This is a genomic window from Microcoleus sp. T3_A4 (genome assembly GCF_036700465.1).
Classification (GTDB): domain Bacteria; phylum Cyanobacteriota; class Cyanobacteriia; order Cyanobacteriales; family Microcoleaceae; genus Microcoleus.
Map to the genome: position 1 here is coordinate 1 of NZ_JAUBOY010000050.1, position 26,395 is coordinate 26,395.

General features: G+C 45.1%; 16 protein-coding genes. 11 read left to right on the plus strand and 5 right to left on the minus strand.

Annotated features, from left to right (window positions below):
* Positions 1-219: 219 nt before the first annotated feature.
* Entirely contained in the window at positions 220-600 is a 381-nt protein-coding gene (locus QUA07_RS24005; RefSeq protein WP_333330068.1) for a hypothetical protein, read from the minus strand.
* Positions 601-986: 386 nt separating this feature from the next.
* On the opposite strand from QUA07_RS24005, the gene QUA07_RS24010 reads away from it, so the two are divergent.
* From QUA07_RS24010 to QUA07_RS24035, 6 genes are all read left to right on the plus strand, one after another.
* Positions 987-1,268 carry a 4a-hydroxytetrahydrobiopterin dehydratase gene (locus QUA07_RS24010; protein ID WP_333330071.1) on the plus strand — a complete coding sequence of 94 codons (282 nt, stop codon included), beginning with the start codon at positions 987-989 and terminating at the stop codon, positions 1,266-1,268.
* Positions 1,269-1,427: 159 nt separating this feature from the next.
* A complete protein-coding gene (locus QUA07_RS24015; RefSeq protein ID WP_333330073.1) occupies positions 1,428-3,077 on the plus strand; it encodes an HD domain-containing phosphohydrolase in 1,650 nt (549 codons plus the stop codon).
* Positions 3,078-3,370: 293 nt separating this feature from the next.
* Positions 3,371-5,569: an iron uptake porin gene (locus QUA07_RS24020; protein WP_333330076.1), complete on the plus strand. Its 2,199-nt coding sequence runs from the start codon at positions 3,371-3,373 to the stop codon at positions 5,567-5,569.
* Positions 5,570-5,970: 401 nt separating this feature from the next.
* Positions 5,971-6,411: an Rrf2 family transcriptional regulator gene (locus QUA07_RS24025; RefSeq protein WP_333330078.1), complete on the plus strand. Its 441-nt coding sequence runs from the start codon at positions 5,971-5,973 to the stop codon at positions 6,409-6,411.
* 56 nt (positions 6,412-6,467) lie between these two features.
* Complete coding sequence (gene cysK / locus QUA07_RS24030; RefSeq protein WP_333330081.1) at positions 6,468-7,430, plus strand: cysteine synthase A; 963 nt, start codon at positions 6,468-6,470, stop codon at positions 7,428-7,430.
* A gap of 447 nt (positions 7,431-7,877) precedes the next feature.
* Entirely contained in the window at positions 7,878-8,558 is a 681-nt protein-coding gene (locus QUA07_RS24035) for a J domain-containing protein (RefSeq protein ID WP_333330083.1), read from the plus strand.
* A gap of 86 nt (positions 8,559-8,644) precedes the next feature.
* Here QUA07_RS24035 and QUA07_RS24040 read toward each other — a convergent pair whose 3' ends face one another.
* Positions 8,645-10,144, minus strand: coding sequence for a cyclic nucleotide-binding domain-containing protein (locus tag QUA07_RS24040; RefSeq protein ID WP_333330086.1), 1,500 nt, complete (start codon positions 10,142-10,144; stop codon positions 8,645-8,647).
* Between the two features lie 108 nt (positions 10,145-10,252).
* On the opposite strand from QUA07_RS24040, the gene QUA07_RS24045 reads away from it, so the two are divergent.
* Entirely contained in the window at positions 10,253-10,447 is a 195-nt protein-coding gene (locus QUA07_RS24045) for a hypothetical protein (RefSeq protein WP_333330089.1), read from the plus strand.
* A 110-nt stretch (positions 10,448-10,557) separates the two neighbouring features.
* Positions 10,558-11,430 (plus strand): 6-carboxytetrahydropterin synthase, encoded by an 873-nt coding sequence (locus QUA07_RS24050; protein WP_333330091.1) that lies wholly within the window; start codon positions 10,558-10,560, stop codon positions 11,428-11,430.
* Positions 11,431-11,588: 158 nt separating this feature from the next.
* Here QUA07_RS24050 and QUA07_RS24055 read toward each other — a convergent pair whose 3' ends face one another.
* Positions 11,589-11,714: a hypothetical protein gene (locus QUA07_RS24055; protein ID WP_333330094.1), complete on the minus strand. Its 126-nt coding sequence runs from the start codon at positions 11,712-11,714 to the stop codon at positions 11,589-11,591.
* Between the two features lie 31 nt (positions 11,715-11,745).
* Between QUA07_RS24055 and QUA07_RS24060 the strand changes: the two genes are divergently transcribed.
* A complete protein-coding gene (locus QUA07_RS24060; protein ID WP_333330097.1) occupies positions 11,746-13,968 on the plus strand; it encodes a tetratricopeptide repeat protein in 2,223 nt (740 codons plus the stop codon).
* Between the two features lie 263 nt (positions 13,969-14,231).
* Here the strand turns inward: QUA07_RS24060 and QUA07_RS24065 are convergent, their stop codons facing one another.
* Complete coding sequence (locus QUA07_RS24065; RefSeq protein WP_333330100.1) at positions 14,232-15,731, minus strand: response regulator; 1,500 nt, start codon at positions 15,729-15,731, stop codon at positions 14,232-14,234.
* Positions 15,732-15,740: 9 nt separating this feature from the next.
* Positions 15,741-21,785 (minus strand): AAA family ATPase, encoded by a 6,045-nt coding sequence (locus QUA07_RS24070; protein WP_333330102.1) that lies wholly within the window; start codon positions 21,783-21,785, stop codon positions 15,741-15,743.
* A 717-nt stretch (positions 21,786-22,502) separates the two neighbouring features.
* Here QUA07_RS24070 and QUA07_RS24075 point away from each other — a divergent pair.
* Together QUA07_RS24075 and QUA07_RS24080 are read left to right on the plus strand one after the other, a co-directional pair.
* Complete coding sequence (locus QUA07_RS24075) at positions 22,503-22,676, plus strand: hypothetical protein (protein WP_333330105.1); 174 nt, start codon at positions 22,503-22,505, stop codon at positions 22,674-22,676.
* A gap of 556 nt (positions 22,677-23,232) precedes the next feature.
* The gene (locus tag QUA07_RS24080) at positions 23,233-26,382 is read left to right on the plus strand and encodes a HEAT repeat domain-containing protein (protein ID WP_333330108.1); all 3,150 of its coding nucleotides are present in this window, start codon (positions 23,233-23,235) and stop codon (positions 26,380-26,382) included.
* Positions 26,383-26,395: the final 13 nt, after the last annotated feature.

A 26,395-nucleotide genomic window follows, 5' to 3' on the forward strand; every position in this document is an offset into this window, starting at 1 on the left:
CGTGCTTGGATGGCTCCGACAGACCAACCCCACGAAAACTTCATCTTCCCTGAAGAAGTTCTGCCTCGCGGTAACGCTCTGTAATCAGCGCGAAATATCAAAATTTCCAACATTTTAAAAGGGTAAGATAAAGCAGTTTAGGCTTTACCCTTAATGCTCAAAAAGCTCCCGCCACCAGGCAGGAGCTTTTTGTTTCCAGGATTCGATCGAATTAGCGCCCTAAAAAAAGTTGATTTTGTACAAAAACCAACTCTGCCTGTAGCTAGAACAACTTGTGTCTTTATATCTGGCGAACTCTCCTATCTGGCAAGAAATCGATCGACCTTTCCCCGCCGCCAGAGTTGCCATGCGCCTAATAACCGCACAGCCCGGATTCTGAAGAAAATATAAACAAATGGCGGAAAGTGCGATCGTCCGCTTGCTGTAGAGATCGATCAAAGAGCTTGCAGCAGCAGTAAATTCCCCCAATCTTGCAAAAATATCAATTTCCATCCCCCCACTTCTAATTCCTTGTGTTATTCTAATAATTGTGAATACTAGAACGATACTCAGAACGCAAGTTCTTCTGGTAACGCTGGCAATGGCTAGCGCACAAATCATCACCTTAAATCTTGTATTTAGGTGATGTGCGTTCCAATATTAAGCCATTTAGCTAAACCTGGAGGTGATGCCCATGATAGAAAGTAGTAAACGCATGGGTCATCAGATTGGAAACTACCGGCTGTGCGCCGGGGCCGCTCACTAGCAGTCAGCCGTCGTCTCCAACGGGAAACGACTTCCACGGGGAACCAGGCTGAGCTAGGGATTCTCCCGGCAGTCAGGTTCTAATCTGAAGACCCGCTAGACCGCTCTCACCTCAAATAGTGTTAAATCTTAAGTATTAAAACTTGAGACAAAACGCTATTGGTGAGAGCGGATAGTTTTTGGTCAGGGTTTCTAAACGTTGGCAGTTAATCTGCCATTGCTAATCCCAAAGAAAAAAAATTATGGCTGAGCTAATTAATAATACTGAAATTCAAGAGCGCGCCAGTCAATTGTCAGGTTGGACAATTGAAGGTAAACAACTGCGCTCTACCCGTTTATTTAAAGATTTTATCGAAGCGATCGCCTTTGTAAATAAGTTGGTCGCTCCCTCAGAAGCCGCAGGACATCACCCCGACATAGAAATCTCCTACAACAAAGTTACAGTTAACTTAACAACCCACGATGCCGGAGGCTTAACTGAGAAAGACTTTGCGTTAGCCCAAGAGATTTCTGCGCTAGATTAAAAGAGTGCCCGTTGACCCAACAAGAGTCCTGCATCTAGCTACAGTCCCCGATCGCGGAAAGCTCGCAAATAAAAAATCAACTTGGGGTTAAAATCAGGTGTGAAAAAGTCGAGAGGCCAAACGTTCAATCTATAAAAGGCTATTCCCCATCATCCGAACATGATCGTATTTGAAAAGCCAGAGTTCAAGAACGAGTCGGCAGCAGAAAAAACCGATCTGATAGAAAAGCTTTTAGATATTGGCGCAGCTCTGTCGAGCGCCCAAGATTTGGGCGACTTGTTAAACTTAATTTTATCCAAAAGTAGGGAAATTACCTACAGCGATGCTGGCAGCGTTTACTTAGTAGATCACAGCGACGAAACATCTAAGCTGCTGTTCAAGGTAGCCCAAAATGCTTCTAAACCGAGCCTGTCATTTAAAGAGTTTGCTCTGCCGCTGACAGACAAAAGTTTGGCGGGATACGTGGCAATTACAGGTCAAAGTTTGAACCTGTCTGATGCCTACGACTTACCCCCCGGCGTACCCTATCGGCTAGATACCAGTTTTGACAGGGATATTGATTACCGCACTTGCTCGGTAATGGTACTGCCGATGCAAAACCGACAGGGGGAGACAATAGGTGTACTGCAACTAATCAACCGCAAAACAAAGGCAGATACGGTGCTGACAGCAGACAATGCCTGGGAATCGACGCAGCAGTATTCGGAGTGGGAAGAAAGGATAGTTCGCTCGCTCGCTTCTCAAGCAGCAATCTCGATCGAGCGCAATCAACTCCAAGACAGCATAGAACATTTGTTCGAGGGCTTCGTCAAAGCCTCGGTGCAAGTCATAGAAGCTAGAGACCCCTGTACCTACGGCCATTCAGAACGAGTAGCAGCCCTCACAGTACGCCTTTGTGAAGAAGTAAACACCGTCAGCAGCGGAGAACTGCGCTCTATTTACTTTAACAACCGCCAAATTCAAGAACTTCGCTACGCCGCCCTGCTGCACGATTTTGGCAAAATTGGAGTCCCCGAAGCAGTTTTGACCAAACAGAAAAAGCTCTACCCCGCACAGCTAGAAATCATTCGCCATCGCTTTGGCTTAGCTCAACGGACAATGGAAATGGAATGCGTCCAGTCTAAATATAAATACTTGCTGGAGCATTCAGCCTACCGAAAACACCCGACCCAGGAGCCAGAGTGCGCTCAGTGCCAGGAAATCGAACAGCTAGACACTAAGCTAGCAGAGGCAAAAACCAGATTAGCAGAATACTGGGAAGTGCTGCTAGAGGCAAACGAGCCTCACATTTTGGCAGCAGAACCCCTAGCTCAACTGCGAGAGATTTCTCGACAAACTTACAGAGATATAGATGGGGCAAAGAAACCCCTGCTGAACCCAGACGAGATCTTGCAATTGATGGTGTCGAGGGGCAACCTGACGCCGGAAGAACGCTCTGAAATAGAATCTCATGTAACTCACACTTACGAGTTTCTCAAACAAATTCCTTGGACAAAGGATTTGAAAAATGTTCCAGACATTGCCTACGGACATCACGAAAAACTCGACGGCACAGGCTATCCGCGAGGTTTAAACAAGTCAGAAATTCCAATTCAAGCACAATTGATGACGATCGCCGATATTTACGACGCCCTGACAGCAGGCGATCGCCCCTACAAGCGAGCTCTGCGAACAGAGGCAGCGATGAAAATTTTGCGGCAAGAAGCAGCTCACAACAAAATCAACGCTGATTTGTTAGAATTGTTCGATCATCGCCAAGTCTTTAGCGTCCTCGGGCACAGCTTGGAGGTTAAAGTCGAATCAGCCTAGACGAGTCGGGCGTGCTGTGCTAAAAAGTAAATAAGGCGATCGGGCGCTATCTAGTGTCAGTAGTCAAATCAATCCACAACCCAAGCAGGGTCGGGTTTTGACGCACTTGACTACAGGTTAAAAAACAGGCTCTCTGCAGCCGTCAGTCACATCTATATACTTGGTCAGCCCGAAAGAATCAAAAGAAAAAGTGAATTTTAGGTCTCTTTTTAGAGTATGCTAGTTGAGCAACAACTGACCACATAGAAGACTAGAAAAGTTTCTCTGTAATCGGTGTGAGGATGAGAGTGAATATGTCGAAATTTTTGTGGAGTTACCTATTAATCAGCCCAGCAGTCTTAGGAGCTACCCTAGTAGTTTCTTCGAGCGCGATGGCAGCAGACGCTCAGCAGGCTGCTGATGCGCTCCAGCCCGCTGCCGCCAAAGCTGAAACCGCTGAAACCTCAGAAGCGAAACTCAATGCTTTAGCTGCTGTTTCCGAAACAATCGCAGCCTCCGAGCCAGTAGAAGAAATTTCCCAAGTCGCTGGCAGCGAAACCCACGCAGCGATTGGAGATTCGGCCACGGCTGCAACTGAAAGTGCGATCGTCGGAGCCAACACAGCCCCTGCAGACGCAAATCCCCAAGCAGCATCACAACCTACAAGTGAATCTTTAGCCGCAGTTGAGCCAACAGTCGCTCAACCAGTAGAAAATTCTGCCCCGGCAGCCCAACTAGAAACTCCAGCCCCGGCAGCTACCGCTCTCCCAGAGCAAATCGGTGCAGTTCAATTAGAAACTCCAGCCCCGGCAGTGGCAGAGTCGGCAGAACAAAGTTTGCCACAACCGGCTGAATCTTTAGCCCAAACTGCCGCACCACAAGAGCAAAACCCAGCCGCCACATTAGAACAGCTTAACCAGTACAGCAGCGAAGGTGCTGCCGGCGGCGAAACTCAAGGTCAAGTTACCTCTGTTTCCCAACTTTCCGACGTGCGGCCCACAGACTGGGCCTTCCAAGCACTGCAATCCCTAGTCGAGCGCTACGGCTGTATTGCCGGTTATCCCGACGGAACTTTCCGCGGCAACCGGGCAATGACTCGCTACGAATTCGCAGCCGGTTTAAATGCTTGCTTAGACAAGGTGAGCGAGCTAATTAGAGGTGGCACTGGCAACTTCGCTACGAGAGATGACTTGGCAGCCCTCCAACGGCTCCAAGAAGAATTTGCAGCGGAACTGGCAACCCTGCGCGGTCGCGTCGATGCTCTGGAAGCTCGGACATCCGAACTCGAAGCCAACCAATTCTCCACCACTACTAAGCTGACTGGGGAAGCTATTTTCGCTCTCAGCGATGACTTTGGTGGCAACGTTGGCTTGTTTGGCACAGACAACAGAAGAGTAGGCAGCGACAACAACGAAGCTGTCTTCCAACAACGGGTGCGCCTGAATTTAAATACGAGCTTCACAGGCAGAGACTTACTGCTGACACGGCTTCAAGTCGGCAATGGTCGCAACTTCAACCTTGGTGCTACCAGCGAAGGCACTCAAACTTGGAATTTTGTCGGCAGAACCGACAACGTTGTTGCCCTGGATACCTTGCTGTACAAGTTCCCCGTCGGTCAGCGACTGAACGTTAGCCTGATAGCCAACGCTGGCGTTTGGGACGACATTATGCCGACTGTCAACCCTTATTTTGAAGACTTTGACGGCGGCAACGGGTCATTGAGCACCTTTGGACAGCGGAACCCGATTTATCGTTTGGGCGGTGGCTCAGGTATCGGCTTTGACTATGCCTTCGGTGGCAGGGGCTTGCTGGGCGGCGTGTTCGGCCCGACTTCTCTGTCATTTGGTTATTTGGCGTCAAATGCAGCCAGTCCAGCTAGGGGTGCAGGCTTGACGAACGGCGACTACGCGGCGATGGGTCAGTTGACTTTTACCCCCGGACGCAACTTGCAAGTTGCATTCAACTACAACCACGGTTACTTTAGCAGAGGTAACTTTGGGTTTGACAATGCTTTATCGAATGGGCCAGGCAGTCTCGGCGGTTTCACAGGTACCGGCGTGGCTAATTCTCTCAACGGTTTAAGCGAAGGCTTTGAGGGCTTCAATGCTCGCAAAGTTGTCAGCAACTCCTACGGGGCTCAGGCTTCGTTGCGGCTGAGCCCGAGATTTATCCTTGGTGGCTGGGCTGGTTTAACCAATGCCCGCATTCTCGGCATCGGCGATGCGAAAATCTGGAACTACGCTGTCACCTTGGCTTTGCCTGATTTAGGGAAAGAAGGCAACTTGCTAGGGCTCGTGGTAGGTCGTGAGCCTTACTTGGATAAACTTGAAGCTTCGAGGAGTTTGCGGAGCTTCCGCAACGATGATTCCTATCACGTTGAAGGTTTCTACAAGTTTCAGCTCTCGGACAACATTTCTGTTACTCCGGGCGTGATTTGGGTGACTAATCCTAATCAAGATGACCGTAATGATGACATCATCATTGGTACTCTGAGAACGACTTTCACCTTCTAAGAGCGGGTTAGAGGAGGCAGGTGGAGGGGGGTCATACCCTCTCTGCTGGCAACTCTAAAGGCCCAGTTTAGCCCTGCCTACTGCAGGGCTTTTTTGTTTACGGGACAAAGGGGCGCCGAGAATCTATTAAAAATTAAAAATTATTAGTCATAGACGCAGAAACCCGGTTTCTTGAGGTAATGCCGTCGTGGAAGCGGAGATAGAGTCGAAACTAGCAACTGGGTTTCACAGAAGCGAGAGTGCGGATCGTTCCAACGATGAAGTGATGAAAGTCGATTAAGTTCAGTGGAAAACCGGGGTATAATAAAAGGTAAAGTTAGGAGTTAGAATTGGGAGCTCAACATTGAGGAGAATTTTAACATCTGACTTCGGAGTTGATAATTCTGGTATTGGAAGCAATTATGGTAGAACTCTCCTGTAAAAGCGAATACGCAATCTTAGCTTTGCTGGAGCTTGCCGATTGCTACGAAGAAGGCGAGCCTCTGCAAATTCGCCAGATAGCGGCTCAGCAAAATATTCCCGATCGATATTTAGAGCAGTTGCTCGCTACTATGAGACGCTGCGGGCTGATTCGCAGCCAGCGAGGAGCTAAGGGAGGTTATATCTTGGCGAGGGAACCCTGGAAAATTACCCTCCTAGAAATTATCAACTGTCTCGAAGGCTCAGATTTCGATCGCTCTGAAAAAGACTCGCCTGCTCAAACTGTAGAAAGTGCGGTAATTTGGGAAGTTTGGCAAGAAGCTCGATCGATTGCCAACTCAGTTTTGCAAAAATACACGCTACAGGATCTGCGCGAAAAGCGCAATGGCAGACGGCAGCTCGATATCATGTATTACATCTAGTTAAGATTGCCAACTAGGAATTAACATTTACTTTCAACCACAAACTGACAAAGATTATGCGTATTGCTGGCGACATTACAGAATTGGTAGGGCGGACGCCCCTAGTGCAACTCAACCGCATTCCCCAAGCTGAAGGCTGCTTGGCTCGGATTGTGGTAAAACTCGAAGGCATGAATCCGGCAGCATCGGTGAAAGACCGCATCGGTGTCAATATGGTCAATCAAGCCGAGGCCGAAGGGCTGATCAGTCCAGGCAAAACGGTTTTAGTGGAACCAACTTCTGGCAATACCGGAATTGCTCTGGCAATGGTGGCGGCGGCTAAGGGCTACCAGTTGATTTTGACCATGCCGGATACGATGAGCACGGAACGCCGATCGATGTTGCGCGCTTACGGGGCCCAACTAGAACTGACTCCCGGAATTGAGGGCATGAGCGGCTGCATCCGCCGCGCTCAAGAGATTGTGGACAAAACTCCCAATGCGTATATGTTGCAGCAGTTTCGGAATCCAGCGAACCCGCAGGTTCACCGTTCGACCACGGCTGAGGAAATTTGGGAAGATACAGACGGCGAGGTGGATTTCCTGATTTCGGGAGTCGGCACGGGCGGTACGATTACGGGTGTCGCAGAGGTGATTAAGTCGCGGAAACCCGAGTTTAAGGCGATCGCCGTTGAGCCGGCCAATAGTCAGATACTGTCGGGCGGAAAGCCTGGGCCTCACAAAATTCAAGGTATCGGTGCTGGTTTTGTGCCGCCGGTGCTGAATGTCGATTCGATCGACGAAATTATAGTTGTTACGGATGACGAGGCGATCGCCTATGGCCGCCGCTTGGCCAGAGAAGAAGGACTTTTGTCCGGTATTTCCAGCGGTGCGGCACTATGTGCGGCGGTGAAAGTCGGCAAGCGCCCCGAAAATGCAGGGAAATTGATTGTGATGATTCAGCCTAGCTTCGGCGAACGCTATCTCAGCACTCCCTTGTTCCAAGATCCAGAACTCAATCTGGCGATGGCCATCAACTAGGCTAGCCTCCAGCCCAAGTAGCAGCAACACAGAGCATAGGGCGTACAGTGTACGCCCTGCTTTGCTTTTTAGTTTAAAGAATTGGCATAGGTTGTAAATCCCTCGATCGCGAATGATGCCGAATTTCTGAAGGCGCTTTTTTTTGAACTGCTTTTGGCGTGTTAGCGAAGCGGGCGTTGAGCTCTCTTGTGGCGAAGGAAGAGAAAAGAAAAGAAGCAGCTAACTGTTGGCGGGAGCAGGGCTATAGGAGTCCTCAATGTCGATCGGCTTACCACTTCCAAAGCCTCAATGTTTTTCTAAAATAGATTTATGATAAGTTGAAAACTGAGGTTTTTTACTGACAATTTTTGACATTTATATCAGATAAATAATTAAAAAATTAGCAAATAATGATATTTTTGTCAAGGACTTTTTCATAGCTCATCCAGATTTCAAGGAAATAACAGCGTGTCTTCCGTTATCAATCACTATAAAACCCTAAAGATTAGCCCAACCGCAACACAAGCCGAGATTAAACAAGCATACCGCCGTTTAGTCAAATTATTTCATCCAGACAGCCGCAGCGACACAGCGGGTCACGAAGAAATTGTCCGCCTCAATGCAGCCTATGAAATATTAGGAGACGCCCAGCACAGACAATCTTACGATCGCCAACTGTCCCAGGAAAGTGAACAGCAATCACCCAGCGCACCAAACGTCAGCCGCCAGCAAAAACAAACAGCAAGGGAGGCGGATGAACTAATGGAACAGTGGCTAATTAAAGTATACAAACCAGTCAATAGAATGCTCAACAGCATCTTGAAGCCACTTAAAAAAGAAATAGACGAATTGTCAGCAGATCCGTTTGATGACGAACTGATAGAAAAGTTTCAACTTTATATCGAAACCAGCCGCGAGTTCCTCAAAAAAGCTCATAACTTTCTTACATCAATGCCCAATCCATCTAATGTAGCCGGAGTTGCCGCCCATCTCTACTACTGTATCAATCAAGTCGGAGACGGCATAGAAGAATTGTATTTATTTACCCTCAATTATGACGATCGCCACTTGCACACCGGTCAAGAACTGTTTAGAATTGCCGCTAGACTGCGGCGGGAAGCGCAGGATGAATTAAAAATTAAAAGTTAAAAAAGCAGATTGTTCCCTCTTCCCTCTTCCTTATTCCTGACATCCGTTACATCCGTGGAGCGAATCCGTTGCCGAACTTCCTTCTTTCAAATTCCAAAAAGGACTTGAATTCGCTTGCGAATTTTAATAAAAGGAGTTTGTTCCAGAGAGTCACCATCTAACAATCCCAAATCTCTCAAAGCTTGCTGGCGTTCCGACAATTTTTGAGCAATCTGATCTGCTAAATTGGGTTGTTCTCTTAAAAGTTTTTGCAAATCGTGGCGTTCCACCACAAACAAAATTGCATCTTCGCTAGTTTTAACAGTCGCCGTTCTCGGAGTACCCAACAGCAAAGATATTTCCCCAAAAAACTCGCCCTCGTGAAGTGTAGCAATATACTGACCGGCTTTTTGAGAAAGAACTTCTACAGTCCCCGAAAGAATAATATAAAAAGAATCGCCAGGGTCATTCTCTTTACATACAACCTGTCCTGCTGGAAACAGTTGTCGGTAGCCGTATTCAATCAACTGTCGCAGTTCTAAATCCGTACACTGTTCAAAATAAGTTACTCGCCGCAACAAATCTCGCAGCGTCCAATTATTGGGGGATTTAGGTACTGAATTTTTAGGTTCAGAAAGGGTGGAATTAGATTGTAAATCTGCTGAATGTTTGGCATCCTGCGGAAAAACTTTCCCGTTGGAATTATCATCTTTGTTATTGTGAAAAAGTTGAGTTAACTCTTGCGGGTTTCGCAGCCACAAATCCCGTTGGGGAAAGGGAATTTCGATATTTCGGTGGCGCAATTCGTAATCTATTAAAAAATTTACCGCGCTTTTAATAGCATCGCTTTCCTGTGGCTGGTCAATCCAAACCAAAAGTTCAAAATTTAAAGCATTATCTCCAAAACCGTGAAACCATACTTTAGGAGAAGGATGGGACAGAACATTCGATTCCATCCGCGCCGCAATTAACAGCGCTTCCGTAACTATTACGGGGTCAGATCCGTAAGCAACGCCGATGGGGATATGGAGGCGACATCTGGGGTCTCTGTAACTCCAGTTAATAATATTAGTTTCGACAAACTTAATATTTGGTATGATTACAAATAGACCGTCAATTGTTTTAATAATGGTAGAGCGGATAGAAATTGTTTCTACTGTTCCTAATAACTTGTCTATTTCAATAAAGTCTCCGACTCTAATTTGGTGCTCGAATAGCAGGGTGAGCCCGCTGATAAAGTTACTGGCGAGATTTTGCAAGCCGAAGCCGAAACCAATGCCGACAACCCCAGCTAAGACGGTGAGAGAAGTGAGGTTGATGCCGGAACCTTGCAGGACGAATATACAGCCAATAGTGGCTAAAATATAGCTAATGATCGTAGAAATTGCTTCTCGACTGCCGCGATCCAATCTCATCCGAACTAGCACGCTGCGCTTGATTCCTTCACTGATAATCTTAGCTATAATCAAGGCAAATATAGCTAAGATTATCAGTTTGACGATCGCACTGATGGACAGATGAGTGTCCCCGATATAGAATAGCGGGGTTGTCATCGCACCCGATAAATGGTCAAAAAAGCGATCGGCTCGTGCAGTAATCGAATTCATTAATATTGGGTAATGGGTAATTGGTGATTAGTTTTGAGCGCAACTGAACTGCCAACGGCTAACTATTGCAGAGCTTAGGCGAAAAACTCGAACTGTGGAGTGTCCTGTGTGGCAAAAAAGTCGGTTCCCTTGGGAATAGCTCAGCTTCACCCACTCTCTCAAAGACTCGTAACTGATGGGTTAGTAACTGATGGCGAAAAACTATTTTGTAGCGGTATTTTCTGCCGGATATCTGTGTTGTGGCGTAAAATGGGCCCGGCAGCGCGATCGGCGACTTGTGGCCAATATTTGGAAAATTGGTAGAAATTCATTTACAGCACCCTCAAATAATCGAAAAATTCCAGCAAAAATTAGTTTATCCTTAAGAAGTAAGTCCTTTACAGAACTTAACAAGCTTACCCTACTTGACTTTTATGCAGTGCATCATCAATCGTCGGGCACAGTTTTCGGCGAGTCACCGGTACTGGCTGCCGGAGTTAAGCGAAGCCGAGAACTTTGAGCGGTTTGGTCCAACTGCCCGCGCACCGGGACACGGACACAATTACGTCCTTTACGTTTCCATGATAGGCGAACTCGACGAGTACGGCATGGTGCTCAACCTGTCTGATGTCAAGCACGTCATCAAGCGGGAAGTTATCAAGGATCTCGATTTTTCCTTTCTCAACGAAGCGTGGCCGGAATTTGAGCAGACTCTGCCAACTACCGAAAACATAGCACGGCAAATTTGGCTGCGGCTAGCCCCTCATTTACCTCTGAGCAAAATTCAATTGTTTGAACATCCCGAACTTTGGGCTGAATATTTAGGAAACGGAATGGAAGCTTATTTAACTTTGTCCACTCATTTTAGCGCCGCCCATCGGTTGGCTCGTCCCGATTTGAGCTTTGAAGAAAACTCGGAAGTTTACGGCAAATGTGCTCGTCCCAACGGTCACGGTCACAATTATCATTTAGAGGTGACTGTTAAAGGGGAAATTGATGCGCGGACTGGCATGATTGCTGATTTGGGAGCTTTGCAAAAAGCTATTGACGATTATGTTGTTGAACCGTTCGATCACACTTTTTTAAATAAGGATATTGCTTATTTTGAGAATGTTGTGCCGACTGCGGAGAATATTGCTGTTCGGATCGGGCAATTATTGCGATCGCCCGTTCGGGAATTGGGCGCAGAGTTGCACAAAATTAAGCTGATTGAAAGTCCGAATAATAGCTGTGAAATTTTCGGCGCTGATTTAGAAGAAGTGGCGGTTGAACATCAGCAGCCGGAAGCGGTTTTAGCTGGGGTTTAGAGTTAAAAATCGGGTCGGTTGGGGCGGGTTCACCCGGATAGTTGGCTAATTGTGCAGATTGGTGAAGCCACCCCTACCAGCCTAATGATGATTCCGAGAGTTATCCAACCGCATCAGGCCGGAGAATATATTCTTTCACCAAAGTTCCCCAGCCAGAATTACTGGCAGTTTTCCTGAAAAGTCAGACTCCGCGCGTATTTTGGAGATAGTAAGTCAGCATTCCTCATGTCAGCTATTCTAACTGCTGAGACGATGAGGTCGATCGCCCGATCGCTGACAATCAAGCACTAATTTCTCCTAAATGAGTTGACGTTTATGCGCGTCTCTAATCTAGCTCTCTTGACTCTGGCTGCCCTCGCATCCCACAATTTAACTGCTAATACTAGCGCCAATCCTGCTGCACATCCTATTTCTCCTGAGACACCGCAGGCTAGCAACTTTGTTGATGCGGTAAATAATACTGAATCGCGTCCGGCTGAGTCAATTAGTGAGCCTGAGACGATCACCCACGAACAATTTTCCCCAAATACTACCGCATCGCGTCCGGCTGAGTCAATTAGTGAGCCTGAGACGATCGCCCACGAACAATTTTTCCCAAATACTACCGCATCCCGTCGGGCTGAGCCAATTAGTGAGCCTGAGACGATCGCCTACGAACAATTTTCCCCGCGAATTGCTGTAAAATCGCCGACAGGTTTGCTGGTAGCGGCCGCTCAACCCGATGTATCTGCTACTGCAAAAACCAAGGCGAATACTCCTGCTGCATCCGGCGATGAACTAACAAAATCTTTACAAGAAACCTGGCTGTCTAAATTAATCGAAACTGGGGTTGAAAGCAATCCTCAAGTTCGCGATGTTTTCGCTTTTATTTCCCCGTCTGGTGCCAGTTCTGAATCTGGATATGGTTTTAATACTACCATAACTCTGCTGAATATTTTACTAATTCTTGGTACCGTATTTCCACCAGTAACAATTGCCTTTTTTTGGATGATGCGACGGCTGATCATCAAACAGTTGGTTGCTGATGCCAATAAACGATTGCAGGGCATTGGTGTATTGGAATCCGAACTCAGAAATTCTAGCCAACTGACTCAAAAGTTGAAGGATGAATTAGAAGCGCAAATGGGTGCAGCTAAACAATCCCTTGATTTTTTAACTAGAGAAACTGAACTTTCCAAATCTTCCGTCGAGCAAATTGAGACTCTCAAATCTCAATTTATCATGCACCTGCAAGTTTTGCTGAAAGAAGTTGACGAGAAAAAATATCAAATTGTTCAAGAAATTTCCCAAGTTCCCGCAGTTGTTGCCAAAGAAGCTCTCAAAATCGCACCTCAACCGGCCTTAAACAATTCCCAAAAATCGCAAACTGCACCTGCTAACGACGAAAAATTGATTGCTGACGATTATATCAAGCAAGCCGAAGGGCTTTATTTCCAAGGCAATTATGATGAAGCATTAGTTTGCTTGGAAAAAGCTGTTTTAGCGAATAAATTTTTGAATGAGGCTTGGTATTGGCGCGGAAATGTGTTAGTAAAATTGCAGCGCATGGAAGAAGCACTCGCCTGTTACGACCAAGCAATATTAATTAAACCGGATAACTACGAAGCATGGTATAGTAAAGCGAGTTTGCTGGCAAAATTGCAGAAGTACGAAGAGGCGATCGCCTGTTACGAACGAGCAAGTTCGAGCGAATCCCGAAAATACGCTTGTTGGCACAGTATAGCGGCTTTGTTGGGTCAATTGCAGCATTACGAAGAAGCGATCGCCAGTTACGATCGCGCCCTCGCTATCAAAGCAACCGACAGCGAAATTTGGCACAACCGAGGTGCGATGCTGGCCAAAGTACAGCAGTACGCAGCAGCAGTTGATTCTTACGATCGCGCTCTTGAACTCAATTCCAAGAGATATGAAACTTGGTACAATCGAGGCAATATGCTGTGGAGACTGCTCCGCTACAGTGATGCTATTGATTCTTACGATCGGGCGATCGGCATCCGGCCCGACAAATACGAAGTTTGGTACAATAGAGCCGCTGTGCTCGGAAAAATGCAGCGATATCAAGAATCGATCGAATCCTACGACAAAGCAATAGCGATTAAACCGCAGGATTTTGAAGTGTGGCACAACCGAGGTGCAGCTTTCGACAAACTGTCGCAGCATGAAGCAGCAATTGCCTCTTACGAATCCGCAATTACCCTTAATTCCGAGTGTTACGAAGCTTGGTTTTGTAAAGGTGAATCATTGGCAAAATTGCAGCGCCATGAAGAAGCGATCGCAGCTTATGAGAAAGCGATTGCTATTAAGCCAGACTCCTACGATGCTTGGCGTCATGTGGGGATAGCTTTGTCCGAATTAAAGCGGTATGAGGAAGCAATGGCAGCTTACGATCGAGCTATTGCCATCAAACCCGAAAATGCGGAAGCTTGGCGCGATCGAGGCGCACTTGTATCAGAATTAAAGCAGGATACAGAAGGATTTAGTGCCGGGGAAAAAGATACTCAAAAACAGCCACAATCCGATGATTCTTCGGACAGTTAGTTATATCAATTCCGGTTGCGCCGGAATAGTAAATTCGAGTTCACTGTTGACTGTTGACGGTTGACGGTTGACAGTCAACAGTCAACCGTCAACAGTCAACATCATAAGGAGTGTAACCGGAAATGATATTAGGTGTAGCCTACACCGCTACGTACACACCCGAATTTTCTTGTTGGTAATTGTGCGCGGTGATGGGCAATCGCAGAAACCCCGCGATTGCCCATCACCGCGCACAATTATGGATGAAGATACCCGAAATTATATCAAGCTGACAGCGACAAGACAGGAGACTCCTGCCGAATCGGAATCTCAATAATAAACTCTGTTCCCCCGCCTGGTGCAGAAATACACTCCAATCTTCCCCGGTGTTTTTCCACTACAATTTGCCAGCTAATCGACAGCCCAATCCCTGTGCCCTTACCGGGGGGTTTTGTCGTAAAAAACGGGTTAAATACGTGGCGACGAACCTCTTCCGAGATCCCTGGCCCATTGTCCACAATTCGGACAGCTAAGCAATTGCTGCTGGTTATTTCTGTGCTAATCCGAATCACGCTAGGATTCGCTTTAATTTCTTCTAGCGCTCTCTGCGTGTTCCACTCGTCAATAGCATCGATCGCATTTGCAAGTACATTCATAAATACCTGATTCATTTCTCCCCCATAACAGTCCACTTCGGGCAGGTTTGGGCAATAGTCCCGCACCACTTCTATCGAGGGGCGGTCTGAGTTAAATTTTAGTCGGCTCTGTAAAATCATCAGCGTGCTGTCCATGCCTTCGTGAAGGTTGACCGCTCTCATTTCATATCCTTCTTGCCGTGCGAAGAGGCGCAAAGATAAAACAATTTCGCGGATGCGATCGGCTCCTAAGTACATAGATTTGAACAATTTAGGCAAGTCGTCTTTGAGATAATTTAGCTCGCTTGCCACGATTTCTGCTTGTATATCTTGAGGCGGATGAGGATAGTGCTTTTCGTAGAGGTCAAGGATAGTGACCAAAGCTTTTGAATATTCCAGAGCATAGGAAAGATTTCCATAAATAAAATTAATTGGATTATTGATTTCATGAGCTACGCCAGCCACGAGTTGGCCTAGCCCGGACATTTTTTCGCTCTGAATGAGCTGGCTTTGCACGTGCTTGAGTTCGTGCAGGGAATTTTCGAGCTGTAGGGCTTTGTGCCGCTCTCGCGCTTCCGATGCTTGCAAAGCTGCTTCTGCAAGCTTGCGTTCAGCAGCCTCCTGCTTGAGGCGTTCATTCGTTTGGGAAAGTTCAGCGGTGCGCTGTTCTACTCGCGTCTCTAGCTCTTGTGCTAAAACTTGTAGGTCGGCTTGCGCTCGCTCGCGCTCGACAATTTGCGCCTGAAGCTTTTTAGTTAGATTTCGCAGATTCAGGTGCGTGATTGCGCGAGCTAAAACTTCTTCGTGTTGAAGGGGCTTAGTGATATAATCAACTCCCCCCACATTAAAGCCTTGGACTTTGCTTTCTGTATCGTCCAGCGCGGTCATAAAAATGACTGGGATATCTTTAGTTAAGTCATTCGCTTTCAGATTTTGACAGGTTTTAAATCCGTCCATTTCTGGCATCAGCACATCCAACAAAATTAAATCCGGCTGGGAATATTGCACTTTTTTGAGAGCGCTAGACCCACTGCGAGCTACCCAAACAGTGAAGCCAGATGCGGTCAAAAAATCCAATACTGAACCCAGATTAGTGGGCGTATCATCCACAATTAAAATGGTGCCTCTGTCTAAAGATTCCCTAGTCATTTTTAGTCCTCATCTAAACTGTTGAACAAATTCTACTAATTTGTCTTCTTCAAAGTTTTTGCTTAATTCAAGCAACTGATTGGCAAAAGGTGCATAACGCATATCTATTGCCTTCAGCTTGCTGGCTCGCTGCTCAATACTGAGGAGTTCACCTTTCATGGCTAAATCGAACAGTACTGCAACTTCTTCAGAAGGGGGAGCAATCAGTTGTTGGTCTTGGATTTGGGAAGGGAGTTCGGTGAAGATACCTTCTGAACTGAAAGTTGTTCGCTCCTCATAAATCCATTCTAAACTTAAATGGTTGCCCAAGCATTCTAATAACTTTTCTGCCCGAATTGGTTTGAGGAGAAAAGCGTTGCAACCAGCCTGGAAAATACTGTCGGGATCGCCAGATAAAATGCTAGCAGAAGTTCCGATCGCGATTACATCCTTCAATGGAGGGATTTTTCTGAGCCGCCTCACCGCTTCAAAGCCGTCCATGACTGGCATTACTAAGTCAATAATAATACAGTCCGGTTGAAATAACAGCGCTTTATTCACGCAGTCTTGACCGTCCGTTGCCTCCATTAATTCAAACCCAATGGGAGCTAAAAGATTAACGAGTACAGAACGATTTTCCCAGCGATCGTCAACGACTAAAATTTTCCGTCGCTCGCCTGAGAAACCCCTGATAATTTTTTCAGGTTCTTTTTGACACCCTTCCCAGCGTTCGGTAATAGGCAACTCTAACTCAAACCAGAAAATACTGCCTTTACCTAAAGAGCTTTGTACTTTCAGTTCGCCACCCATCATTTCCACTAATTGGCGACTAATTGGCAGTCCTAATCCTGTCCCCTCTATCTGGCGAACTGAACCGCTGGCTTGCTCAAAGGGCAAAAATATTTTTGAGAGCTCGTCCGGCGCGATGCCAATGCCTGTATCTTCTACTTGGAAAATAAATTTCGCTGTTAGGGATTGGGAATTGGCGATCGGTGATGACAAAGATTGCTGAATATCCAGTCTGTCTACTTTAAAACTAACGCCTCCTTTTTCGGTGAATTTTATGGCATTGCCGAGTAAGTTGATGAGAATTTGCCGCAACCTTTTTTCATCGGCTTGGACGCAAGTGGAAAGTTGAGTTAGCGGTTCGTAAATCAAAGAGATTCCCTTCTGGTGGGCGCGAATCTGGCAAATTTCAGTAATGCCTTGGAGAAAGTCTGACAGGTGAAACTCGGTGAGGTAGAGTTCCATTTTTCCGGCTTCGATTTTGGAGAGGTCTAAAACGTCATTGATCAGAGTTAGGAGGTGTTCGCCACACTGATGAATGATATTAATACCAGAAATTTGCTGACTGGTTAAATCTATGTCTCGTTTGAGGATTTGGGTATAACCTAAAATGCCGTTGAGTGGCGTGCGAAGTTCGTGGCTCATGTTGGCGAGAAATTGGCTCTTGGCGCGGTTTGCGGCTTCTGCTGCTTGCTCGGCTCGCTGTCTCTCTTGAACTTCTACTTCGAGGCGCGTATTTTTGGCTTTTAATTCCTCGGTTCGCTCTTCTACTTTGACTTCTAAAGTGTGATAGAGGTTGGCATTTTCTAAGGCGATCGCAGCTTGTCCCGATAGCATCCGCAACACTTCTACCCGCTTCGGCGTGAAAGCGCCAGCAATCACGTTGTTTTCTAGGTACAGGATGGCACTTAACTTACCTTGATATAGGATAGGCGCACACAAAATTGATTGTGGTTTGTGGTGGGTAATATAGGGGTCGGCGTTAAAGATTTCCTCGTTGCTGGCATCATTTAAAACCACATCTTTCTGAGTTCTGGTGACGTAATTAAGTACCGATATAGGCACTTGCCCAAAAGTTGATACTGGTAAAGATTCCAGCACTCGGACTTCATCTTTAGTCCCCGCCGCTTCTATAACAAGTTGACCCTGTTTTGAGAGAATAAGCGATCCAGTTTCAGCGCCTGCGTTTTCTATCAAAATTTTCATTAACTTGTTGAGCAAGTTAGGTAGAACAATTTCGCTAGAAATGGCACTCGATGCTTTCATTACAGTTGCCAAGTCTAGCAACTCTGGTTGACCGCCTGTAATGGTCAAAGGAGGAATTGTCATCGTAGGGTTGAAAGGGGTTTCGGTGAGCGCAGGCGATCGCGCTATTAATTGCGGGTATTTTTCTTCGAGATGTTTAACTTTAGCTATAGCTCCCCAGCGCATATAGGCATAATAAGCATCGGTCATGTAGGTGCGGGCAATCTTTTCTTTACCCCATGAAAAATAGAATTTAGCAGCGAGTTCGTGAGCTAGTGCTTCTTCGTTGATGTACTCGTTTTCTTTGGCAAGAGCGATCGCTTTGTCGTACATCTCCATCGCTTCTACTTTTTCGCCTAAAACCCGATGCCGTTCTGCTTCTACTAGATAGAATTTGTGTAGATGATTCATTGGGGCATGATGCGCCCATTTTTGCATTTTTTCTTGATTACTTTGTACGCGATCGCGAATTTTATGTTGCCCAGACGCGGAGCTAGGGGCATACACCGCCAAACCTACTAAAGAATCGTAAAAATGGAAGAGAGGAAGATGAGGTGTTGCGACTACTGCGTCCAAATACTTCTCTTGTATCTCAGTATTTTCCATCGCTTCTGAGTAATTCTCAAATAAATAACTAAGTATAATTTTATTTAAATATATGTAGGCAATTGCCGCTTTGTCGTTTGCTTGCTGGTGCAGGGGCAATCTTATCTGCTCATCGCAGGCTTCACCCTGGATACGGCAGGTGTTTTCACTTTTTCCGAGCAGATTTAAGGTAGCCTGCCAATAAATTTCGTGATAATTAAGCGCTGTTTTTTGCTTAATTTTATGAATAGCATTTCTGTTAATTTCCATTTCTCTTTCAAGGGCAGTCAGTTCTTTGCCGCTATAGTAAGAGAAATAAGAGTACACCAATATACCAAAAGCACCAAATTCTAAATCCCCCATTTCCAATCCGCTAGAGTAAGCTGATAGCAAAGGCTCTAATGTTTGTCTCAAATGCTCTTTCCAAGGTCGGATAAATATATTTACTATGACGACTGTTTTGGCTTTGATTTCTTGAGCATTTAACTTTGACAGCAGACTTAAAGCTAATTGACCAAACTGATAACCCGAATCAATATCTCCCACAACTCCGCAAAGCAGAAGACCATAATTGGCATAAGCAATGGGAGAAACAGAAGCATTACCATATTGGACGGATAAATCTACTTGTTTGCACACCGTCAACGGCAACAGTGTAGGAGCAGCAATATATGCAGGAGCAAAGATACTTGATAAAAGTTTGATGGCTGCGAGTTTATAGCGATCGGTCATTTGAGGCAGGTCAATTAAATCTTCAATTCGCGTTCCACTCAAAATTGCCGCAGTTTCGCCTAGTGCCTGCCCAATATCGGACGGTTTCGGCTCAGAGGGAAACTCGACCCCTAATAGCTTTAAAACTTGTAGCGCTGTATTAACCGCTTTTAGCAGCCTGTTCTGCCCTATGTAAGCCTGCATCTGGATTTCATACACTTTCACTTTGTCCAGCAGCGTTTTGGCGCAGTTTTGTACTATCTCAACGAATCTCTGCATTCCGTCAAAATCACCACTCAAATATGCTGATTCTGCTGCTTCCTCATGCAGCCTTAATGTCAGTTCATACCGATTCTCCCAGCTATCTACCGCTACCAGAGATAAACCTACTTGCAAATATTTGACGGCGGAATCGTGGGCTGTAGCAGCTTTCGCTTTCTGACCTGCAATCAGATTCAATTGGGCTAGTTCATATTTTTGGGATTCAGTTGTAAGTAAGTCAGTACCATAATTGAGTTGGTTAACTAAAGCGAAAATATTTTCTTTTCGGTTTTCAGGCGTTGTACTTTGCAGCAGCAGTTGACCGATTTTTAAGTGGGTTTCTTTTTTCTGCTCATCCGGAATCAAAGAATAGGCAGCTTGCTGCACGCGGTCATGTAGAAACTTGTAGTCAACTTTCACATCACTTAAGGTAAAACCGCCCGATTCTTCCTGACTAAATACGAGGGGAATTTTGTATTCATTGCTCAAAGGTAAAATCAACCCAGCTTGAAGTGCTGCCCACAATTGCGCTGCCGTGACTAAAGATGATTCCTGATTGACAATCCCCAGAACTTCTAAGTTAAAAGTGTTGCCAATACAAGCAGCAAATTTTAATACTTTTTGTGTATCTTCGGGCAATTTGCGTATGTTTCTAGCAATCAGTTCGACAACATTGTAATCGGTGATGCCGATCGCTTGAATTTGCTCGATATTCCATTGCCATGCGCCCGAGTATAAATCATAAGTCAACAAATCTTCTTGATAAAGAGTTTTGAGGAGTTGACTTAAGAAGAAAGGATTGCCCTGCGTTTTATTAAAAAGTAGAGACGCGAAATTTCGCGTCTTTACAGACAGGGCTTCCGAACCGCCAGATTCATTTAAAGTATCCGCAATTAATTCTTCAACATGAACCAGGTGTAATGGTTGAAGGACAATATTATTCACCGTCGCACCAGTTTGGCGAATCTTGTCAATTGTTTGAATCGTCGGATGAGTTGGAGAAACTTCGTTATCTCGATATGCCCCAATCAGCAATAAATACTTGCTATCAGAATCAGTTATTAGCAATTCAATTAATTTCAACGATGCCGAATCCGCCCACTGCAAGTCATCGAGGAAGATAACTAAGGGGTGGTCAATAGTCGTAAATACGCCAATGAATTGTTTAAAGACGCGACTGAAACGGTTTTGAGCTTCAGTTGCCCCTAGTTCTGCTACGGGTGGCTGTTTGCCAATAATTAATTCGACTTCAGGGATAACATCAATGATGACTTGTCCGTTATCGCCTAAAGCGGATAAAAGTTTTTCTTTCCTAGTTTGGATTTCTACTTCGCCTTCGGTTAGAAGTTGCTGAGTTAAGGATTGGAATGCTTGCATCAGGGAAACATAAGGAATATTGCGCTTGAACTGGTCAAATTTCCCCGCAATAAAATAGCCTCGTTGTCGCACAATGGGTTTGTGAACTTCATTGACCAAAACTGTTTTGCCTATCCCGGAATAACCGGAAACCAGCATTAATTCGCTGGTGCCACTGGCAACGCGATCGAAAGTTTCTAGAATTTTTTCAATTTCTTGGTCGCGACCGTAGAGCTTTTGCGGTATGTTTAATTGCCCTGCTTTATCCGCACTTCCAACAACAAAGTTGGAAATATATCCGCTAGCCTGTAGTTTGAGCAAGGAAGTTTCTAAGTCAAATTTTAGTCCTTCAGTGCTTTGGTAGCGGTCTTCAGCATTTTTAGCTAATAACTTCATCGCAATCGCTGAAATTTGTGGTGGGATTTCAGGATTTAGCTGGTGAGGGGGAATGGGTGTTTTGGCAATATGGCTGTGTACCAATTCCAGCGGGTCTGTGGAATTAAAGGGCAACTCGCCTGTGAGCATTTCATAGAAGGTAACGCCTAGTGAATAAAAATCAGTGCGGTAGTCAATTGACCGATTCATCCGGCCAGTTTGTTCTGGCGACATATAGGCGAGTGTGCCTTCGAGCAAATCTGGATGGCTGAGCGTCGAATTTTCTCGCTCCAGGCGCGAAGCGATGCTGAAGTCAATAATTTTAACTTTTTCAGTGGCTGGGTTGATGATAATATTTTGGGGCTTTACATCTTTATGAATAATGTTATGTTTATGGAGTTCGGCTAAGGCAGAGACAAGCTGGAGACCCAAAGAAAGAAATTGAATGATTGTGATTTTTTTCTCCTTCATCCAATCGTTGAGAGACTCGGAGCCGGAATCTTCTAATATCAGTGCTAAACCGTTTTTATAGGTTTCTAAACTAATGGCTTTGATAATCGCTTCTACGTTTAAGCTGTGCAGAATTTGATATTCGTGTCGCAAGCGGGTGATGTCAGAAAGAGTGGGATACTCAGCCTTTAGCGTCTTGACGATCACGCTGGAAAAGTCCGAATCCTTCCGAGCGCGATCGACTGAAGTTCTTATTCCGCTGTGAAGGGTTTCAACGAATTGATAGCCAGCTAAGTTGATAGTCATTGTTATTCTACAGATCGCAATGGAATGGAGCGTAAGGTTAAGGCCGGTTTTAAAACTTAATTATTGTTAGAGCTGATTGTAACATAGTAATTTACTCAACAAAAGTTAGCCCAGTTTTTGCCGGGACTTTTCTACAAAGCGTAGAGGAGCCAAGGGCAGCGAGTCAGAAAGGGTTTTTCTACATCCAAAAGTTTACTATGTTAGAAAGGCTATGCTTGCTTTTAGCGAACTATGCCGGTCTATCTAGGATGCACTAAAAATATTAAAACCTATTAAAACTTAATAAAGTGTAATTTATTAATTTATTGGCTTTTACTCTCCTTGGCTCCATCGGATTGCGCTCAAACGGATATCCTTTAATTATAATTTTGTATCAATCAGTAAAGAAAACTTAACAAGTTTAAAATAAATAAAAAAATAAATTCACAAAGCTTCAAATGAGTTTCAGGAATTATACCAAGTTTCTAAAAGAGTGCTACAGTTAGTAGATGTCTTTTTTGTAAGTTACTACCCAAATATAAAGAGCGCAAATGTCAGGAGTTGTCAAGATTCAAATGGGGGAAACAGAATCAGAACTGCAAGGTCTTCTCGCTCAGAGTTACGGCCAATGCCTACAGTTCGATGCAAAAGTTTGAGCGCGGTCAACAAGTTGCGCCGCTGGCTTTTCCCGATTTAGAAGTGAGCGTTGATTTTATATTGGGTTAGTATGAATAAGTAATGGCTGCTTACGATCGAGCGATCGCCATTAAGCCGGAGAATGCGGAAGCTTGGCGTGCTCGCGGCGCAGTTGTATCAGAATTAAAACAGGATACAGACAAAATTGACTCGGGGGAATCTGATATTACAAATGCCTCCGATAGCAAGGTCGAGCAACCTAAGTCAGCAGATTAGATGTAAGAATTGATGATTACATAGCACTTTTCAGTAAAATCAGGTACGCCTGGGAATTGGAATGCGATCGGGGCGTACATCACTTATTTGAGAATCGGTATAGTGGCTTAGGGGAAAATTGGGTGGGTGCGATCGGCACGGGTGACTCTGGTGAGACTAAATTGTGGTTAGGAACGCCCTGCGGCTTGAGTTGTTACAGCTATTAGCGAAAAAAATGAGCAATGAGGAGGCTCAGTCAAGTTTAAAGTCTAATCATCTAGGCATTATGCCGAATAATTTGTTTATTATAGAAAAGACGCTTTGGTTATAGATATAACTTCACTCTTGCATGATTGCCCCTAGTGAGTTTCAGCCCTACTTACAATCGGTTCTAGATACTTCACGGGAGGACACCAAGCGTGAGGTAAGCGATCGCTATATTCCAACGCTAGCAGAGTTACCCTTGCGGGTACAAACCGCTATATCATCTAAGCCAGACTCACAGGAACAACAACAGGAGAGGCGAGATAAGCCAGACTCACAGGAACAACAACAGGAGAGGCGAGAGCAGTTCGCAGTGCTAGAGGGATTGCGAAAGTATGCCACAGATCATGTGCTGTTAGTGGGTAAACCTGGTTCGGGGAAATCGACTTCGCTGCGGCGGTTGTTGTGGGAAGAAGCAAGACAGTGTTTAGAGGCGATCGAGGAGGGTAAGAGTGAGATTCCCCCCATACCTATACTGATTGAACTGCGCGGTCTTAAAGGTTCAGTGTTAGCAGCGATTCAAGAAAAGCTGAAGTGGTGGCTTTACCTTGATGAGACAACCTTGATAGCTTTCCTCCGTGATAGACGATTGTTCGTGTTCTTAGATGGGTTGAATGAATTACCTAACGAACAAGCTTGGCAAGCAGTAGATGAGTTTAGACAGGTATGTGTTGATTTAAAAGTTTCTTTAATCATTACAACACGGGAACTGGGTTCAGGATTGGTTCAGGGAAATGTTAAGAAGCTGGAAATGCTACCCCTGACTGAGCCTCAGATGCAGGAGTTTGTCCGCAAGCGTTTGCCGGAAACGGGTGAGGAACTGTGGCGGCAAATTCAAGGGAAGCTTCGGGAGTTGGCAGAAACGCCATTGCTACTGAAGATGTTATGTGATGTTTTTGAACAGAAGGGAAAGATTCCTAAAAACCGAGGCGATTTGTTCCGCAAAGAATTTGCGCGACGGTATGAGGAATTTAAGCCTGAAAGACTTCGCAATGTTTCTAAGGACTCGCGTCGCTTTGCGTTCGATCTATTAACCTACCTCGCCTTTACGATGGTTCAAGGGGAGCCGCATATCGATTCCTCCAAACCTAGTGTCTCCTGGATTGCTATTCCTAAAACTGAGGCAGAAAAAATACTAGCCACGTTGTTGGCAGGCGATCGCACACCAACTTTGGAGGATAGGACAAAAGCAAAAGAGTGGTTAGAGGATTTAGTGGAATGGCATTTACTCCAAGTAGCTAGTGACCCAACCCAAATAGAGTTTCACCATCAACTGTTTCAGGAATATTATGCGGCGGAGTGGCTAGCGCCACAGTTGGAAAAGTTGAGTGATGAGAAATTGCGATATTACTACTTGAATTATCTAAAGTGGACGGAACCGCTAGCAATGGCGATGTCGTTTGTGGACTCTGAGGCGTTAGCAGTGCGGATGGTGCAACTGGCACTGGAGGTAGATTTGTATTTGGGAGCAAGGTTAGCTGGGGAAGCTACCCTATCTCTACAACAAGCTACTGTAAACATCATTATTCAACAAGGTTTCCAGCCATCGCTTATAATCTGGCTTTTAGAACAAACTCAGTCGGAGTATGCGTTACCCTTCCTGTTTGATATTCATAAAAATGGATGTTCTGATACCCGTTGGCGTGCTACGCGAGCATTAGGTAACTTTAGAAATGTTGAAGTTTTAAAGTATTTGATTGAAGCATTGAAAGATCGGGATTCTTCTGTTCGTCAGAAAGCAGTGGAGTCATTGGGAAAATTAGGTAATTTAGAAGCCGTCCCCAACCTTTGTCAACTGCTAGATGATGAATATTTTTTAGTGCGTAGTTTTGTTATAGATGTTTTAGGAAAATTAGAAGGAAGAGCCGCGATTGATTGTTTGAAGAGTGCGCTCAAGCATGACGATTATACTGTAAAAACTAAGGCTGCTGAATTTCTAGGACAGCGCGTTCCTCAAGAAGTAATTGCATTACTGAATGAAGAGTTTAATAATGGCAATGCCGATACCAAAAGAGATACTCTACAGCTTCTAGGTGAAACAAAGAATGCCGCAGCTATTCCTATCTTGATCGGTGCTTTATCAGAGAGTGATTGGATCGTTCGCTCAGAAGCAGTTTCCCAAATAGGTTCACTAGGAATCTGGCTAGATTCCGATGTGTTAGAGGATGGTGTAACGGCTCTTATCCATATTCTGCAAAGCGATCCACAAAGCTCTGTTCGTTCTAGTGCTGCAATTTATTTAGGAGTGATGGGTCACATACGAGCAGTACCAGTTCTCATCGAGGCTTTATCTAAGGATGATCCGGGTGTACGTTCTTCTGCTGCTTATGCTTTGGGTCGGCTTCAGGATCGTTCAGCTATTAGCGAACTTATCCGATCTCTACAAGATGAGGATTATGTTTGTGAAGCAGCTATTAGATCATTACGCATCCTTAATGCAGTAGAATCATTGCCTGCTCTAAGAAAATTGTTGCAAAGGAAAGCAATTAAGGTTCGGGGGGAAGTAATATTCAGTCTTGGATTTCTAGGTGACTCTAAAGACTTACCCAATTTGTATAAAGCTTTGAAGGACAAAGAATTCTCTATCCGTCTTTATGCAGCTTACTCATTAACTAAATTAAATAATCGCAAGGGGTTACCTATCTTAGAAGATGCCCTAAAAACTGGAAATAAAGATGCTCGCGAGCGGGCGCTTGTTGGACTGAAAAACTTTCATGGAAAAGTGGGTTTTTCCAGTATTATTTCAACAGCATTCACAGATGATGAATACTCTATACGAAAGGAGGCAGTTGACTTTTTAGAAGCTTTTAAAGAGACTAAAGAAATAGTCAATGAACTCAAGAAGGCGCTTAACAACTTAAATGAAGATATTTGTAGAAACGCGATGGATGCTGCTAAGATATTAGGTAATGTTGAAATCCTATCTCGTTTGAGACAACTTGCAGAAACAATTACAGTTGTTGAAAGACCTTTGGAGGCGATCGCGGCTATCCAATCACGTTGCGGATTCTACAAAGATGAAATTGCACAATCTCCGCTACCAGTGATATCATGTCCGCAGTTAGCAGATTTTAATACACAAACCACATTAACTATTATGACTAATCAACCACCAATTATCAACTTCAATCAATCTAATCCGACTATCGGCGTTAATTACGCTGCTGACGGCAGCAATGTCAAATTTCAACAAAACGTTAAAAATGTAACCAATCAAGACCGCACTGAACTCGAAGGTCTTCTGATTCAACTAGCACAGACTTGCCCCATTACCACTGAAGCTGAGAAGCAGACCTTCATCCAAAAATTCTTAGAACGGAGCAAATCTACTCCTGGTTCCGTCAAAGTTCTCCTTGCAGGTGGTATCGAAGGGCTAAAAATTCTTCATCCCGCTGTGGGAATCCCTATTGAAATGTTACGTCGTCTCTACCAAGCTGTGGAAGAACGTCACAATCAACCATAACCAAAGAAGAATA